We start from the raw sequence: 14,657 nt of genomic DNA, 5'->3' as shown, positions 1-14,657 counted from the left end.
TTATCACACTTTTATCATGCTGCTTTGTTTATAAAATGTGATTAAAGTCACAACTTAATTTAATAAAAAACGGGCCAGATCACATTTTGATCTGGCCCGTTTTTATGAAGCGCAAGCGCGTGGTGAAGTGATTATGAGGTGGACAGTCGCTAATCTGTCCGTGTGAAATTTATTGTCCCGTGCCCTGAACGGCATTCTTGGCCTGAGTCAGTGCCTGGACATTCGCTGATAAACTGGTCATCAGGCTGTTGTACTGGGTAGCCTGTTCCTGAGTAGGGAACTGGACTCCGCCATTATTAAAACTGACGCGTGTCCCCTGTGCCTGAAGAAATTCACCAGTTTTAACCGCATCCTGACTAAGCGCCTGGAGTTTAGGTAACAATGGGATCAACTGAGCGGCAGGCTGAGTGACGACCTTGTCATAGGCGGTATCGAAAACCTTTTTCAGATCGTCAGACTGGTTCAGACCGGCTTTGCTCTTATCCGCCTGCATTTTGGCGCTTTCGAGTTGTTGGGTGGCGACGGTCAGGGCGCTGGTGGCCTGAGCCAGAGAATCCCGGCGACTCAGGTAGTCCTGCGGCACGCGAATAGCAGAAAGCTCATCCACGACCGGGCGCATGCCCTGATCGACCGTCTTATTCACCTGTTGTGAGAAACCATACAAAATCGCGTAATCCCCAGCAAAGGGACCAAAACTCTGTTTCTGGTTTTCACTCAGACTCGGCAGATGTTCACCGCTACGCATAACGGTATTTTGCATGAAATCGATAAACGCTTTGCGTTGTTCGCCTTCTTTATCACCACACGCGGTGAGTTGCAGAACGATAAGCACGCCAGCCAGCATAATGCCGCTGCGTGCCAGGACGCGGGAAATTCCTGAAGCCATGGGTTCAACTCCTGTCAGTAAAACTGGCTGATGTCCGGTTAAGCAGTGGCCTAAAGAATAGAACAAACGTTAATGGCCACACAATGTGAAAGCGCGCTGTCAGGCCATTATGGGTAAGAAAAAAGAGGTTAAACGTAAAATCAGGGCCTCATCCGTTTACAAAGCCTGTTAAAGAGCAGTGAAAAGGCTTTTTTCCATACCCGATAAGGGGCGGCTCGTGCTGTAAAGGCAGTAAGAATAAACCCGGCTCGGGGCCTGTTCAGACGCCCTTTGTTAAGCCTGCCCGGAACCGCGCTCACTGCCTGAGCATCCCGTATCGGGTGCAGGCTGTTATAACAGCTATCCTCTAAATGCCCTCTCATTGTTCAGTTGCCTTAAAGTAGTGCAACCCGTTGCTCTGGCTCGCTATGGGAAGGGCCTGTCCAGATGACAGAGCAGGATTAATCGTACTGGTGATTGCCTGATAACCGTTATGTCTTTGGGCGCTGGCGGCACGACAGCCACGGCATCGCCAGTGCGTAGCTTGATAAATTGCTGGTACTGACCGTTTTGTTGTAGAAAATCGAAAGATCTGGCGCATATTTTGCAAATTCTTTTGTTGTAAGCGTGTGCGGGGTTCTGATGATTTATTCACCGAAGAGGGTGAAGAAAAAAAGATCGGAACGCGAAGTAGATGCCGTATCAACAAAATCAATTGCATCAAACGGTTAGGGTTTTTAGCCTTTTTTCAGAATTGTAAAGTTAAAAAAAATGTTTAATTTGCACTGCAAATTGTCAGGTCTCTATCCATACTTAGTCTCCCGGCATATGTTGCATTGCGTTGTCATGTTTAAGCAGCGGTGCAGTACAGGCTGTGTCCCATAAGATTTTCATCATAAATACAAACTCTTATGGGATGCAGCTTGCTTAGTCCGGTTTCTGAACCTGATTTCAGGTTCGTGTACCTTCTTTCACGTGATTCATAGTGAGTTTTAAGGAGTTCTCTATGGAGTTAAAAGATCCTATGTTTGAATTGCTCAGCAGCCTTGAGCAGATTGTTTTGACACGTGATAACAGCCCTGTTGCGCTGCAAACTCAGCGTCAACCTGCAATGCCAGAGCCGCAACGTCTGCGCGAAATGGCGGGAATGCAGGTCGATGAGTTTGCAAAAATCATGGGTGTTAGCGTTTCTTCGGTTAAAAGTTGGGAAGCACAGCGTACGCGCCCTTCAGCAACGGCACAGAAATTGATGAAATTACTTCACGCCAATCCGTATCTTGGACGTCAGCTGCTTGATTAAGTTTTAAAACCCACCCGTTTACAGGTGAGGCCGGTCACAAGGGTGACCGGCTGTTTAGCCTCCAGCACACAACGCCATCCGTATTTCCTGCCAGCGTCTTATCAGGCAAGCTTCGGTAACACGTCCAGTACGTTACCTACCCAGCAGACAATCACAACGACACCAAAAATGATGACCATGGCGGGAATGATTCTGCCACCCCACACGGTAAAAATTTGGTCGGGAAAGCGTCTCCGGGACTGCATTGCCAGTAGGGCAGGAACGATGACGGCCCACACCGTTGCGCATAAGCCTGCGCCGCCAATGCCATAGAGAAAGCCATTTGGAAAGATCAGGTACAAAAGGCTGGGGGGAAGAAAGGTGAGCAGCACCGTTTTGCCTCGCCCAACGGCGGTATTTTCTATGTTAAACAAGTCCGCCAGATAATCGAATAACCCCAACGTGACGCCAAAAAAAGAGCTGGCAACGGCAAGATTAGAAAAAACCAGCAGGAAAAAGGCAATAACTCTGTCGGGATGGGTGCCCATAAACGACTTCACCAGGGCGTCAACATTGCCCCCCGACGCAATAATGCCTTTAAAACTTTCGCGCGGGATATTGCCCATAGTGCAATACAACCAGAAAAGATAGACAAACAGCGCCAGTAAGGAGCCCAGAACCAGGCTTTTCACCAGCTTGTCTTTCTGCTTGCCATAACAAATTATCAGGCTGGGAATATTGCCATGAAAACCAAATGAAGCAAGGCAGACAGGGATAGCCATAAAGATACAGGCGAAGTAAGAATGCGTGTCACTGAGGCTGCTGGCATCGCTGAGAATGGCATAGTCAACGTCAAAAAATAATGAACCGAAAACAATGATAAAGGCGAGGATTTTAACGCCGAGAAAGAGGGATGTAATCCGGCTTGTTGCCAGTGAGCTTATCCACAGCACGCCAGCAACACCTGCCGCGGTGCCGATGCCGACGACGCGGGCAGGCAAAGTCAGGCCCGTGTCAGCGGACAGCGTTTCGCTGATAATCGCACCATTGGCTGAGATATAGGCGTACGTCAGAATATACAGCACAAACGCAACGGTAATGCCGCTAACTACATTCCATTTTTGACCCAGCAGATCTTTGGTTAATGTATTAAAGCTTGAGCCTGGTGGGTAATTTAAATTGGCCTCCAGCAATAACAGACCGGAATGCAGCATGGAAAACCAGGCGATCACCAGGATAAAAGTGCCCCAGAAAAACCAGGCGCCGGCCAGATCGACGGGCAGTGCAAACATGCCGCCACCGATGACCGTGCCGGCAATAACCATCACGCCCCAAAAGGCGGAATGTTTTTGATGTGGATGATCGTCCATGGTGTCCTCTCAATACGGTATCTCATGTTTATCATTTTTATTGTTGTGAGGTTAACAGAGCGATGCGGCAGAGCGGCTGTCGCTGACAGCCGCTCACTTTACAGGTATGACAGTTAAATCTCTTTAAGTTTTGCAGTGAAGTGGCGCAATACCTCAGGCTCATAGATGAAGGTTAAGCCTTTTATGTTGGCCGCATTCTCTTTCACATGCCCGAATGCTTCAATGATGAAATCCATGTGCGTTTGCGTGTAGGTGGCCCTGGGAAGGGTCAGACGCAGCAATTCAGCCGGGCAGGGCAACTGTTTACCCGTTTTCGGATCGCGACCTAACAAAAATGATCCAATCTCTACCGCCCGAATGCCTGCCACCTTATACAGCTCACAGGCCAGGGCCTGAGCCGGAAACTGATCGGCGGGAATATGAGGCAATAATTTACCGGCGTCGACAAAAGCAGCGTGCCCTCCAGCCTGCTGACAGGTCACACCTGTGGATTCCAGCCCGTCTACCAGGTACTGAATCTGGCTGATGCGATAGGCCAGCCAGTCCTGACGCATCCCGTCGTAAAGCCCTACTGACAGCCGTTCCATCGCACCGCCTTCTAAGCCGCCATAGGTGGGAAAACCTTCCTGCACGACGCACAGTGTTCGGCAATCTGTATAGACGTCAAAGACGCGGTCGTCCTTGAAGGAGAGCAAGCCGCCCATTGGCACCATGGCATCTTTTTTGGCCGACATCGCCAGCATGTCGGCATATTGATAGCTTTCCCGGGTAATCGCGTCGATTGTCCAGCCCTGGTACTCTTTTTCACGTTGCTGGATAAAGTAGGCATTTTCAGCGAAACGGGCTGAATCCATGACCACAGGAATGTCATATTGCTTTGCGATTTGGTACATGGCTTTTAAGTTGGTCAGGGAGACAGGTTGTCCTCCAGCCGAGTTGCAGGTGATCGTCGCCACAATGTAAGGCACGTGACGGGCACCCACTTCCTTTATACCGTCTTCCAGACGTTGCAGGTCGAAATTGCCTTTAAAATCATGACGTACTGCGGTATCGAAAGCCTCTTTGATATAAACGTTTCGGACAGTGCAGCCGTTAATCTGGCTATGTCCTTGCGTGGTGTCGAAGAAGTAGTTAGAAAAAGCCACCATTTTGGTTCTGTCGAGGCCTTTTTCCTTTTCACGTTTTTTAATTAATACCGGGATATAAATTTGCTCTGCACCCCGGCCCTGATGAGTCGGAATGGTATATTCATACCCAAAGATGGCTTTCACGGCATCGGCTAATGCATAGTAACTGCGGCTTCCACTGTATGATTCGTCGCCCCGCATCATGGCTGCCTGCATGTTTTGTGTCACTGCGCCGGTGCCGCTGTCCGTGAGGAGATCAATAAAAACGTCTTCACTGTCCAGTAAAAAAGGATTCATACCCGCTTTTATTATCGCCGCCTCGCGATATTCGCGGGTCGTCCGTTTAACGGGTTCAATAACACGAATGCGAAAAGGTTCCGGTAAATGTTTAAAGTTATTCATTGCTCTTCCTTTTATTCAGGCATGCCGGTGCCGTGACTTTTGCAAATAAATAAAAATCAGGCGTGGCCATTCTTTTAAATTTAAATGTCCATGAATTTCGCTGAGACGTCAGGGTACGTAGCCTGTAAAAAGAGCGAGAAAAGCGATGCAACAGGACGACACTATTTATGCAGTCTTAATGAAATCAGGATGCGCGTGCGTGCACCCGCGACACCGGAGGTATAAGCCAGCGAGTGCTCAGAACGGTAAAAGGAAAGGATTAAGGGCGATGATTGACGATAATATTGTCAAGGTTAAACCATTTAGATAACAGGGCAGGATTGTTTAAGATAATCATAATGTTTCAACTCTCATTAAACATCATATTACCCTATTCTATTATCTTTATAAGTCCATCGTTTTTGTAGGCTATCGTGATTATTATCACAGTAATAAAAGTGTGCTCGTTAAAGGTAAATTATTACTGATTTAACCTGGATTTGGATCTCTTTCAAAAGCCTATTGCTGGCCCTGTCGTCGTTATTATTACACCGTTACGTTTCCACGGCGTCTGCCATCAGGAAAAAACAGCGGCGTACTCGCAGCACAGGGATTCGGACGACAGGCCCGGTGACGCATTTCGGGAACCGGAACAGCCAGCGCTGCGTTCAGATTCGACTATGGCTGGCGTTTACCTGCTGTGAGAAAGATACTCAGTCAGCGTCAACGTAACCCGCCGTACCGCGCTGCCTGCTTTATAAACCAGTTCTCGGGCACGCTGTACGGTGCCTGACTTAGCTGTGCAATGCCCTTTTCAATATTTGTCGAGGCCTGATGCCAGAGTACTTCACTGCCTTCTTTGAGCAGGCCAATCTGAATTTTCTTTTCAATCAGGTAAACGCGGGCGAAGTGCGGATCGAAGCGGACGATGGCCCGTGTGTTATCAATAATATCGGCCAGCTTAATAGTTTGCGCTTCAGGACTGGCCTGGGCAGTATGACGGAAATGCGCCATTTTTCTGGCTGCCCGATTTTTTGCCTGCGTGGGGGCGGTATCGGTCAGCATTTCAACCAGTCGGGCCACTTCCGGGCCGAAATGATTTTCAATATCGTTGAGTGTCGTCGCCGTATCTTCTACAGTATCGTGCAGCCAGGCAGCGGCCAGCATAACCGGGTCATCGGTTACGCTTCTGACCAACTCCACCACGGCTGTCGGATGAACAATATAGGGCTCATCCGTATATTTACGCCGCTGTCCTGATTCAGCATGGACCTGCGTGGCATAGCGTCGTGCCTGTTCTTCCAAAGAATCCTGCATGCACTACCCCCGGCTGTCATAAATTGCTTGCAATTAACTAGTGTGCTATCTATATTACTTCCATGAACAGTTATCAAGATGACAAAAAAGTGAAAGCAGCGCCACTGTTGCTCGATCAGCAACTTTGCTTCGCACTTTATTCCGCCAATCTGGCGATGCATAAAGTCTATCGCAAGTTACTTAGCCAGATGGATATTACCTATCCGCAATATCTGGTCATGCTGGTGCTGTGGCAACAGGATTCACTCACGGTGTCAGAAATAGGCGAACGGCTTTTTCTGGATTCAGCGACGCTGACGCCGCTGTTGAAACGTCTGGAAAATGCGGGCTTAATCAACCGTCAGCGTTCCCGTCAGGATGAACGTCAGGTGGTGGTCAGCTTAACGGATGCCGGGTGGGCTTTACGTCAGCAGGCTGAAAGTATTCCTGATGACATTCAGTGTGCGTCAGACTGTAGCGAGGACGAGATGTATGCGCTTAAGCTACAGCTCAACCAGTTACGTGACAAACTGATGGCTCCGCGCTAAATTTTCTAATGAGTACAGGCAGTAAATTAACCTTCACTGTTCGACTACGTTGTGATTAGTAGCGAGCGATTAAATAGTGCAATGGAGAAAAGCGATGTCTTTAGAACAAGTGGTTTACCGTGCAAAAGCTAAAGCTACCGGTGGTCGTGATGGCCGCGCAACGTCTTCTGACGGCGTGCTGGATGTCAAACTGGGTGTGCCAAAAGAGATGGGCGGCGCAGGTGGCGAAGTCACTAACCCAGAGCAGCTTTTTGCAGCGGGATACTCAGCTTGCTTCCTGGGTGCGATGAAATTTGTTGCTGGCCGCGACAAGATTGCGATGCCAAAAGATGCATGGATTGAAGGTGAAGTCGGAATTGGTCCAATCCCAAATGGTTTTGGTATCGAAGCGACGCTGAATATCCACTTGCCTGACATGGATGAAGCAGAAGCACAGAAGCTGGTTGACGCCGCGCACATCGTGTGTCCTTACTCAAATGCCACACGTAACAATATTGACGTAACACTAAACATTATTCGCTAAGCGATCAAGGGCCTGGTTCCGGGCCCTTCCTTACTTTCTCTTCTGGCCCACTTCCCGGATCGTGCTGAACAGGATTATTTTCTGGTTTATAGCGTGGCCGCGTGCTTAACTGTGCCGCTTTATATCAGGGCATGTCAAAACGCTCAGAATTCTCTTCTTATTTAACCGGCTTGCTTAATTCGCGAACTCTGCAGAAATATGGCAGTCAGATTAACGTTTGGTTAAGCGCTTAGTCCGGGGAAACTCCATTTTTCATGAATTATATAAAATCATTAACACAGCAAAAGCTGTCGCTCTTGCTGGCTTTGTATCTCGGTATCCTACTGAATTTGCCGATTTTTTATCGCCGCTTTGCGGGACTGTTGACAACCTCAACCGTGACAGCCTGGCTCACCGCGCTTACAGAGGTTGTGGCTATCGTACTGTTAACGTTTTTCCTGATGCGGCTGTTATCGCTGGGTGGAAGAGTGTTTTACCGTATTCTGGCCACGTTGATCGTGCTGATTTCTGTCGCCGCCGCCTATTACATGGCCTTTTTTAATGTGGTTATCGGCTATGGCATTGTTGCATCCGTGATGACAACCGATACCGATCTGTCTAAAGAGGTCGTGGGCTATCACTTCATTTTGTGGATGGTCCTGGCCAGTGCGCTGCCGTTGTTCTTCATCTGGCGTAACAGCCTTAGCATGACACTCAATGAGCAACTGCGCACACCAGGACAGCGTCTTAAGCCGACGCTTATCCTGCTGGCTTGCGTCGCCCTCGTCTGGCTGCCCATCCGCTACCTTGATAAGTTGCAAAAAAACAATGAGGAAGTGACCAATATCGATCTGCCCAGTTATGGCGGCGTAGTTGCGCACTCCTATTTACCCTCTAACTGGCTGGCCGCGCTGGGCCTGTTTACCTGGACGAAAGTCGACGAAACGCTGGAAAACCATGAACTGCTGGATCCTGCCCAAAAGTTTACCTATGTTGCGCCGCCGGGCTTAGATGATACTTACGTTGTGTTTGTTATCGGTGAAACTACGCGCTGGGACCATATGGGGTTGCTGGGCTACGAGCGTAATACCACGCCGAAGCTTTCTCAGGAGAAAAATCTGGTCGCATTCCGCGGTGAATCCTGTGATACCGCGACCAAGCTGTCTTTACGTTGTATGTTTGTACGTGAAGGCGGCACCATGGATAATCCTGGCCGGACGTTAAAAGAGCAAAATGTTTTCGCGGTAATGAAAGAGCTAGGCTTCACCTCAGAGCTGTTTGCGATGCAGAGTGAAGTCTGGTTTTACGATAACATCAACGCTAATAACTTCTCTTTCCGTGAGCAGATCGGTTCAGAACCACGCAATCAGGGCAAGTCAGTGGATGATATGCTGCTTGTACCTGAGCTGCAGGCATCATTACAGCGTTATCCAAAAGGTAAGCATCTGGTTGTGTTGCATACCAAAGGTTCCCATTACCTCTATTCGCAACGGTATCCGCGCAGTTTTGCGCGTTACCAGCCTGAATGCATGGGCGTGGATGAAACCTGTAGCAAAGCGCAGTTGATTAATGCCTATGATAATTCGGTACTCTACGTCGACAGCATGCTGGACAGCGTGTTGGATCAGCTGCGTGATAAGAAAGCGATTGTTTTCTATGCCTCTGATCATGGTGAATCGATTAGCGACAATATGCATTTGCACGGCACGCCGCGTGAGATGGCACCACCAGAGCAGTTCCGCGTGCCGATGATGGTCTGGGCATCGGACAAATACCTGGCGGACTCTACGAATCGCGAAAACTTTGAACGACTGCAGGCGCAACAGCGTACGGGCAAAACCCATCGTCATGTTGAGCTGTTTGATACGATTCTGGGCTGCCTGGGTTATACCTCGCCCGATGGTGGAATTAAGCAGGCGAACAACTGGTGTCAGGCGCCAGCCAGAACGGCGACTAAAGCGCTGTAATCACACAGGGATTTTGGATTGATAACGCCGAGAAGCCGCTGACCGCCTGCTTTCCAGGCGATTGGCCTTAAAAGCGCAAAAAGCGGTTGACGCTTATCAGGGGGAGCAGTAACATGCGCCCCCATCGGCGAGTAGCGCAGCTTGGTAGCGCAACTGGTTTGGGACCAGTGGGTCGGAGGTTCGAATCCTCTCTCGCCGACCATATTTAAGAAACCTGTCTGCAAAGACAGGTTTTTTTTCGCCTGAATAAAAGAGGATGAGAACCTCCGGAGGCGGTTTGCGCCGGGCGAAGCGAGACAACGTTGCGAACGCAACGGCCCGAAGGGGGCTTACGCAGTAAGCCTAATCCTCTCTCGCCGACCATATTTAAGAAACCTGTCTGTAAAGACAGGTTTTTTTTCGCCTGAATAAAAGAGGATGAGAACCTCCGGAGGAGAGCGAAGCGAGACAACGTTGCGAACACAACGGCCCGAAGGGGGTTTACGCAGTAAGCCTAATCCTCTCGCCGACCATATTTAAGAAACCTGTCTGCAAAGACAGGTTTTTTTTCGCCTGAATAAAAGAGGATGAGAACCTCCGGAGGAGGTTTGCGCCGGGCGAAGCGAGACAACGTTGCGAACGCAACGGCCTGAAGGGGGCTTACGCAGTAAGCCTAATCCTCTCTCGCCGATCCTGTTTAAGCAACCTGTCTGCAAAGACAGGTTTTTTTCGCCTCAATAAAAGCGGGGGAGAACCGCCGAAGGCAGCTTGCGCCGTGCATGCGCAGGGTTTCGTTAATAAAGGGTGCCTTCTTTACTCTTTCTGTTTAGTTTTTAACCCAATGATAAAACAGCTTTTTTGCTGCGGCCTGACATAGTCATCGTCACCTGTGTTTATGACGGGGCTTATGACGTGTTGTGAAAATTACGTCATCACAGCAAGCCTTTATGGGTTTGTTATTAGAAAATCTCATGTCAGTAATTTTGTGAAAAACCAATAACACATCCTTGCAGCGCAATTTCATGACAGACCGCTATTTTGCCGTCTCAATGCGATGCAGGCCTTGTTGTCTGAGGGATGCTGGCAGGCGAAATATAAGTTTTGGTTATGCTGTAAAAAAGCAAAATGTTAAATTTTTGCGAGAAAATATCAGCATTTTCCGCTGTATGAACGTCATAACGCACAGGGAATCGTTCAGATATCCAACATTTGGCGCTAAATGATGTACGATTTTATTTAGTGGTAATGACTGCTTAACGATGACTGTCGTAGCAGAATGCGCGGAAATAAAGCCACGCCACTGTGCAATATAGGGCGTTAGCGCGCGCAGGGTTTTTTTTATCGTTGCTTGCTATTCCTCACACTCTGTGTAAATAACTAACCGTTGTATTGACGTTCTTTGCAACTGTTGACAAATTGATGCGTCAATAACGGTGCAGATACAGATTTTTCTGATGGGTACTTATCAATCAGCATTATCAAAACAAAAATATCTCACTCTTATCACCCGATCAGGGTGGACCGCCTGAACCGCATAAAAAAACCAGAGGTCGGGCAATGCACACAACAACACATCACAATGGAGCAAAAGCATGATCAACTCCCTGGCCAAATCCAGAATGCTGAAGGTCGGTCTGAGCCTCGTCGCCATGACCGTAGCCGCAGGTGTTCAGGCGAAAACCCTGGTTTATTGTTCTGAAGGTTCTCCGGAAGGGTTTAACCCGCAACTCTTTACGTCGGGTACGACGTACGATGCCAGCTCTGTTCCAATCTATAACCGTCTGGTTGAATTCAAAACGGGTACGACCGAACTGGTACCCGGACTGGCTGAAAAGTGGGACGTCAGTGCTGATGGCAAAACGTATACCTTCCATTTACGCAACGGCGTGAAATGGCAAACGACTAAAGATTTCAAACCTACGCGTGAATTTAACGCGGATGACGTCGTGTTTTCTTTTGAGCGTCAGTTAGACAAAAACAACAAGTACCACAACGTCTCTGGCGGCAGCTACGAGTACTTTGAAGGTATGGATATGCCAAAGCTGATCAGCAAAATCGAAAAAGTAGACGATCATACCGTTCGCTTTGTGCTGACGCGTCCTGAAGCGCCTTTCCTGGCTGATCTGGGCATGGATTTCGCTTCCATCATGTCCAAAGAATACGCTGACAACATGCTGAAAGCCGGCACGCCTGAAAAAATTGACCTGAATCCAGTGGGCACCGGGCCGTTTGTGCTTCAGCAGTACCAGAAAGACTCACGTATCCTGTACAAAGCCAACCCGGATTACTGGGGAACCAAGCCAAAAATCGATCGTCTGGTTTTCTCGATTACCCCCGATGCGTCAGTACGTTACGCCAAGCTGCAGAAAGGCGAATGTCAGATCATGCCGTATCCGAATCCGGCTGATATCGTCAGCATGAAGAAAGACAGCAAAATTAACCTGATGGAGCAGCCAGGTCTGAACGTCGGTTACCTGTCATTCAACACCGAGAAAAAACCGCTGGATAACGTGAAAGTGCGTCAGGCACTGACCATGGCGGTAAACAAGAAAGCCATCATTGATGCGGTTTATCAGGGCGCCGGCCAGCCAGCGAAAAACCTGATTCCACCGACAATGTGGAGCTATAACAACGATGTTAAAGACTATGCCTACGATCCAGAGAAAGCCAAAGCGTTGCTGAAAGAAGCCGGTATGCCGGATGGTTTCTCTATCGATCTGTGGGCAATGCCGGTTCAGCGTCCTTATAACCCGAACGCGCGCCGTATGGCAGAGATGATTCAGGCTGACTGGGCGAAAATTGGCGTGAAAGCCAAGATTGTCACCTATGAATGGGGCGAGTACCTGAAACGTGCCAAAGCGGGTGAGCACCAGACGGTCATGATGGGCTGGACTGGCGATAATGGTGATCCCGATAACTTCTTCGCAACGCTGTTCAGCTGTGCGGCGGCGAAAGACGGCTCTAACTATTCGCGCTGGTGCTACAAGCCGTTTGAAGATTTGATTCAGCCAGCACGTGCGGAATCCGATCACAACAAACGTATTGAGTACTACAAGCAGGCTCAGGTTGTAATGCATGACCAGGCGCCTGCGCTGATCATCGCTCACTCAACCGTTTATGAGCCTGTAAGCAAGAAAGTTACTGGTTATGTCGTTGATCCATTAGGTAAACATCACTTCGATACCGTCGATATTCAGGAATAACCTTTCGGATTACTGCAGTCAGGGCCGGTTTTACCGGCCCTCAGGCGACCGTGTCAGGTCGCCTGTTATCTGCTCTTTTTTTTCCGGCTAATTACTTTTACAAAAAGAAGCGCTTCCTGCGTCGCGTTCTGCTGTCGCGGGATGCGGTTAATGAGCAATGTTATCTCTGGCCAGGGCCAGAGGAAAACGACTGAGAATTACGCCTATGCTGCAGTTCATACTCCGGCGTCTGGGGCTTGTCATCCCAACGTTCATCGGTATTACATTATTGACCTTCGCGTTTGTGCATATGATCCCGGGCGATCCGGTGCTGATCATGGCAGGTGAGCGCGGTATCTCCCCCGAGCGCCATGCTGAGTTAATGGCGATGATGGGGCTCGATCAGCCGCTGTGGAAACAGTATCTGCACTATATCAACGGTGTGCTGCACGGTGATTTAGGTATTTCACTGAAGAGCCGCATTCCTGTATGGACTGAATTCGTCCCGCGCTTTAAAGCCACCCTGGAACTGGGGATCTGCGCCATGATGTTTGCCGTCGCCGTGGGGATTCCGGTTGGCGTTCTGGCCGCAGTAAAACGTGGTTCTGTATTCGATCACACCGCGGTCGGGATTTCCCTGACCGGCTACTCGATGCCGATTTTCTGGTGGGGCATCATGTTGATTATGCTGGTGTCGGTCCAGCTCAATCTCACACCGGTTTCAGGTCGCGTGGCAGATACGGTGTTTCTGGACGACAGCCATCCGTTGACCGGTTTTATGCTGATTGACACGTTCATCTGGGGAGAGCCTGGCGACTTCAAAGATGCCGTCATGCATATGATTCTGCCCGCGATTGTGCTGGGCACCATTCCGCTGGCCGTCATCGTGCGCATGACGCGCTCTTCTATGCTGGAAGTGCTGGGTGAAGACTATATCCGCACCGCCCGGGCGAAAGGCCTGACGCGTATGCGCGTTATCGTCGTTCACGCTCTGCGTAATGCGATGTTGCCGGTTGTGACGGTCATCGGTTTGCAGGTGGGCACCTTGCTGGCAGGGGCCATCCTGACCGAAACCATCTTCTCCTGGCCGGGTTTGGGGCGCTGGCTGATCGAAGCGCTGCAACGCCGTGATTATCCGGTCGTGCAGGGTGGTGTGCTGCTGACGGCCATCCTGATTATCCTGGTCAACCTGTTGGTTGATCTGCTGTATGGCGTGGTGAACCCGCGCATACGTCATAAGAAATAAGGGGGGCATCATGTCTGTCGTTGATCCCGCGAGTGTGAATGTCGCACCTAAGCCGATGACCCCGATTCAGGAGTTCTGGCACTACTTTAAACGTAACAAAGGCGCGGTTATCGGGCTGGTTTACATCATTCTGATGCTCTTAATTGCCATTTTTGCCGAGGTGCTGGCACCGCACGGCCCGGCGGAGCAGTTCCGTGATGCCCTGCTGCATCCACCTGTGTGGCAGGAGGGAGGAAGCTGGAGCTATATCCTGGGCACCGACGATGTGGGGCGCGATATCCTCTCGCGTTTGATGTACGGCGCGCGCCTTTCCTTGCTGGTGGGCTGCATGGTCGTTGTGTTGTCGCTGATTTTTGGCGTGATTTTCGGCCTGCTGGCGGGCTATATCGGTGGAGCGGTTGATGCCACGATTATGCGTCTGGTCGACATTATGCTGGCGCTGCCTAGCCTGCTGTTAGCCCTTGTTCTGGTCGCCATTTTTGGTCCGTCGATCGTCAATGCTTCTATTGCTCTGACCTTTGTCGCGCTGCCGCACTATATCCGTCTGACACGCGCGGCGGTACTGGTTGAGGTCAATCGTGACTATGTGACGGCCTCAGGTGTCGCCGGTGCCGGTATGCTGCGTCAGATGTTTGTGAACATTCTGCCTAACTGCCTGGCCCCGTTAATTGTTCAGGCCTCGTTAGGGTTTTCCAACGCCATTCTTGATATGGCGGCGTTGGGCTTTCTCGGTATGGGTGCGCAACCGCCAACGCCGGAGTGGGGCACTATGCTCTCCGACGTATTGCAGTACGCGCAAAGTGCCTGGTGGGTGGTGACGTTCCCCGGATTAGTCATTCTGCTGACCGTGCTGGCATTTAACCTGATGGGCGATGGTTTGCGTGATGCACTCGACCCGAAACTCAAGCAGTAAAG

The 14,657-nt window shown here is 49.9% G+C and carries 12 protein-coding genes, 1 tRNA gene and 2 other RNA genes; 10 read left to right on the top strand and 5 right to left on the bottom strand.

Annotation, left to right across the window (positions count from 1 at the left end; all coding sequences use genetic code 11):
- Positions 1–169 precede the first annotated feature (169 nt).
- A complete protein-coding gene (locus G5574_RS13360) occupies positions 170–886 on the bottom strand; it encodes a DUF3053 domain-containing protein (RefSeq protein ID WP_164482740.1) in 717 nt (238 codons plus the stop codon).
- Positions 887–1,871: 985 nt separating this feature from the next.
- On the opposite strand from G5574_RS13360, the gene G5574_RS13355 reads away from it, so the two are divergent.
- A complete protein-coding gene (locus G5574_RS13355; protein ID WP_006121400.1) occupies positions 1,872–2,165 on the top strand; it encodes an HTH-type transcriptional regulator in 294 nt (97 codons plus the stop codon).
- Between the two features lie 101 nt (positions 2,166–2,266).
- Here the strand turns inward: G5574_RS13355 and tnaB are convergent, their stop codons facing one another.
- The 4 genes from tnaB to G5574_RS13335 form a co-directional block, all read right to left on the bottom strand.
- Positions 2,267–3,514, bottom strand: coding sequence for a low affinity tryptophan permease TnaB (gene tnaB / locus G5574_RS13350; RefSeq protein ID WP_164482739.1), 1,248 nt, complete (start codon positions 3,512–3,514; stop codon positions 2,267–2,269).
- A 113-nt stretch (positions 3,515–3,627) separates the two neighbouring features.
- Entirely contained in the window at positions 3,628–5,043 is a 1,416-nt protein-coding gene (gene tnaA, locus G5574_RS13345) for a tryptophanase (protein WP_164482738.1), read from the bottom strand.
- Positions 5,044–5,302: 259 nt separating this feature from the next.
- The gene (gene tnaC, locus G5574_RS24030; RefSeq protein WP_071988795.1) at positions 5,303–5,380 is read right to left on the bottom strand and encodes a tryptophanase leader peptide; all 78 of its coding nucleotides are present in this window, start codon (positions 5,378–5,380) and stop codon (positions 5,303–5,305) included.
- Positions 5,381–5,745: 365 nt separating this feature from the next.
- Positions 5,746–6,339: an HD domain-containing protein gene (locus G5574_RS13335; protein ID WP_006121403.1), complete on the bottom strand. Its 594-nt coding sequence runs from the start codon at positions 6,337–6,339 to the stop codon at positions 5,746–5,748.
- Between the two features lie 62 nt (positions 6,340–6,401).
- Here G5574_RS13335 and G5574_RS13330 point away from each other — a divergent pair, with 62 nt between their 5' ends.
- From G5574_RS13330 to dppC, 9 genes are all read left to right on the top strand, one after another.
- A complete protein-coding gene (locus G5574_RS13330; protein WP_033737315.1) occupies positions 6,402–6,866 on the top strand; it encodes a MarR family winged helix-turn-helix transcriptional regulator in 465 nt (154 codons plus the stop codon).
- Positions 6,867–6,960: 94 nt separating this feature from the next.
- Entirely contained in the window at positions 6,961–7,389 is a 429-nt protein-coding gene (locus G5574_RS13325) for an organic hydroperoxide resistance protein (protein WP_006121405.1), read from the top strand.
- A 254-nt stretch (positions 7,390–7,643) separates the two neighbouring features.
- On the top strand, positions 7,644–9,335 hold the full coding sequence (eptB, locus tag G5574_RS13320; RefSeq protein WP_006121406.1) for a kdo(2)-lipid A phosphoethanolamine 7''-transferase: 1,692 nt from the start codon (positions 7,644–7,646) through the stop codon (positions 9,333–9,335).
- 125 nt (positions 9,336–9,460) lie between these two features.
- A tRNA-Pro gene (locus tag G5574_RS13315) sits at positions 9,461–9,537 on the top strand.
- A gap of 33 nt (positions 9,538–9,570) precedes the next feature.
- A non-coding RNA gene (locus tag G5574_RS13310) (RtT sRNA) lies at positions 9,571–9,698 on the top strand.
- A 182-nt stretch (positions 9,699–9,880) separates the two neighbouring features.
- A non-coding RNA gene (locus G5574_RS13305) (RtT sRNA) lies at positions 9,881–10,008 on the top strand.
- 898 nt (positions 10,009–10,906) lie between these two features.
- Positions 10,907–12,517 (top strand): dipeptide ABC transporter periplasmic-binding protein DppA, encoded by a 1,611-nt coding sequence (gene dppA / locus G5574_RS13300; RefSeq protein ID WP_164482737.1) that lies wholly within the window; start codon positions 10,907–10,909, stop codon positions 12,515–12,517.
- A gap of 205 nt (positions 12,518–12,722) precedes the next feature.
- Positions 12,723–13,742 (top strand): dipeptide ABC transporter permease DppB, encoded by a 1,020-nt coding sequence (dppB, locus tag G5574_RS13295; RefSeq protein WP_033737316.1) that lies wholly within the window; start codon positions 12,723–12,725, stop codon positions 13,740–13,742.
- A 10-nt stretch (positions 13,743–13,752) separates the two neighbouring features.
- Entirely contained in the window at positions 13,753–14,655 is a 903-nt protein-coding gene (gene dppC / locus G5574_RS13290) for a dipeptide ABC transporter permease DppC (protein ID WP_006121409.1), read from the top strand.
- Positions 14,656–14,657 lie beyond the last annotated feature (2 nt).

It is taken from the genome of Pantoea stewartii, from assembly GCF_011044475.1.
Taxonomy (GTDB): domain Bacteria; phylum Pseudomonadota; class Gammaproteobacteria; order Enterobacterales; family Enterobacteriaceae; genus Pantoea; species Pantoea stewartii.
This window is presented reverse-complemented; position numbering and strand designations above follow the sequence as displayed.